Source organism: Thioclava kandeliae (assembly GCF_040297545.1).
In the GTDB taxonomy this organism is placed as follows: Bacteria; Pseudomonadota; Alphaproteobacteria; order Rhodobacterales; family Rhodobacteraceae; genus Thioclava; species Thioclava kandeliae.
Genome location: NZ_JAYWLC010000066.1, coordinates 1 through 1,834, shown reverse-complemented (window position 1 = coordinate 1,834; position 1,834 = coordinate 1). Strand labels below are relative to the sequence as shown.

The 1,834-nt window shown below is 52.3% G+C and carries 2 protein-coding genes and 1 pseudogene; 1 reads left to right on the top strand and 2 read right to left on the bottom strand.

The window, feature by feature from the left end; translation table 11 throughout:
• Together VSX56_RS20515 and VSX56_RS20510 are read right to left on the bottom strand one after the other, a co-directional pair.
• Positions 1-159: pseudogene (locus tag VSX56_RS20515) on the bottom strand (IS256 family transposase); the annotation flags it as partial.
• 278 nt (positions 160-437) lie between these two features.
• Entirely contained in the window at positions 438-680 is a 243-nt protein-coding gene (locus VSX56_RS20510; RefSeq protein ID WP_350939371.1) for a helix-turn-helix domain-containing protein, read from the bottom strand.
• Between the two features lie 228 nt (positions 681-908).
• Here VSX56_RS20510 and VSX56_RS20505 point away from each other — a divergent pair, with 228 nt between their 5' ends.
• Positions 909-1,529, top strand: coding sequence for a helix-turn-helix domain-containing protein (locus VSX56_RS20505; protein WP_350939370.1), 621 nt, complete (start codon positions 909-911; stop codon positions 1,527-1,529).
• Positions 1,530-1,834 lie beyond the last annotated feature (305 nt).

Sequence of the window (1,834 nt, the reverse complement as noted above, 5' to 3'; positions counted from 1 at the left end):
CAGTCGTTCGGCACTCTTCTCGCCATAGTCCGCGCCGGTCTTGGCGCCAACCTCGAGCTCCATTAGTCGCTCGGCGGCAAAGCCAATCATCTCACGCAGTAAATCTGCATCGCCGCTCTGTTCGACAAGCGCGCGAAGGTCCATCATAGGTTTGGTCATCGGGTGTCATCCTTGGATCAGATTGAGTCTAGCAACCCGACCTTACTAAGAAACCCGATGGCCACCTGAGCTACACCACCCCGTGGGACACGATCGGAGCGAGGTTGGGGTCCTCTTTCATTGAGACACAAAGACCCGCCGCGCAGAAAGCTCTGCGCGCTTGACCGGATCCAGAAAATGGGTCATGAAAGAGATGTATCTGGTGCTACTTGATACATCTCCATAGAGGGCCTTCGGAGCTGCAACTCCGACGGCCCTTCTTCATTTACGGCTTAGTGTTACAGATCATCATCGGCCCTCCTTTTTTGACAAGGAAACAGGTCCTCGACGTCTCGTCCCACGGCTTCGGCAAGCGCTTTCTCGATGCGCGCCGAACGGCACATACGTTTTCCAACCAAAGTCAGCGCTGAATCATTCACACCAATCTCACGAGCCAGCTGCGCAAGGGATGTTCCCCGGATACGCAGCTGTGCTTTCAGCAGTTCATGGGCGTCTAATTCTTCCTTCGTCGGGGTGCGCATTGAGCCACCTCCAGGTTCTGCATGAATGGAATGTGGGCAAGCCCCCTTTCAAGCTAAGAAACTCTATCTTTCTGGGTCAACCGCGCAATCAATTGACTTAAAAGGAAAAAGATAAGCGGACTCTTTGGTCCGATCGGACCGAAAAGTCCGGCCGTTGTATTTCCAATATAAATTTCGGTTCCCGAACTAAGGTTTCTGAGTAGGCTGGAAAAACCAGCAGCGGAGGCAATGGAAATGGCAGAGGGAGACAGCCCATACGATTCGACGATCAAGCACGTTGGAGCGACCGAGCTGCTGAACTTTCGACTGGAGAGAGGGTGGACCAAAAAGCATCTCAGTACGGAGCTCGGCATATCGACACGAGACTACTACCGCTACGAAAAGGGCGAACGTCCCGTGCCGGCCTCAACGCGATGTGCAATGATAGACAAATTTCAGTTTGATTTACTGCCCGCAGAAGAGCTGGCCCGCCATATAGGCGTAACCCTCGCACCAGTACCCGAACCGGTCCCCACAGTCGTCCCTATTCCATCACCCGAGCCAGAACTGGATTTCTGGAAAAACTTGCGTGAGAATGAGGTGAAGAGAAATCGTAGAGAGAGATACTCTAAAGCGAGGCAAAAATTTATTCAGCTTCGTGACGACGCGTACATCTGTAGCACGGCATATGTAGTAATTAAGATCATCGTTGAAGAGCTTAGTTTACCTCGCGACGTTAAGCTGTTGGAGGTTGATTGGGCGTTTGGCGCTGCCGTTGCCGTTATCGTGCTATGTTCACCATCAATCCTTGCTGAACTCCCTTTACCTAAGGCCGTGCAGCACCTGTTAAAGCGCACTCAAACGCCATAGTGTGAAGCCAGATGTCGAACTAAGAATAACTTCCGCTCCTCTGCCCTTTTAGCGGTGCCGCCGATTGAACGGCAACAACGCAGCGAAAGTATTGGCTACGTGCTTCTCCTCGACGCCCTGCATGGGGGAATATGGGCGGAAACCGGACCTTCGCTGCGCTTAGGGCCGATGTCCGCTTGCTGGGAGGTATAACACGCGGCTGCGATTCAATTTGGTAAAAATAGTTTTCGTATCCAAATCAGTTCCAATTCCGATGTAGAATTTATCAAACGCGCTTCCTTCCCCTATCTCTCCGGGTATCCGCC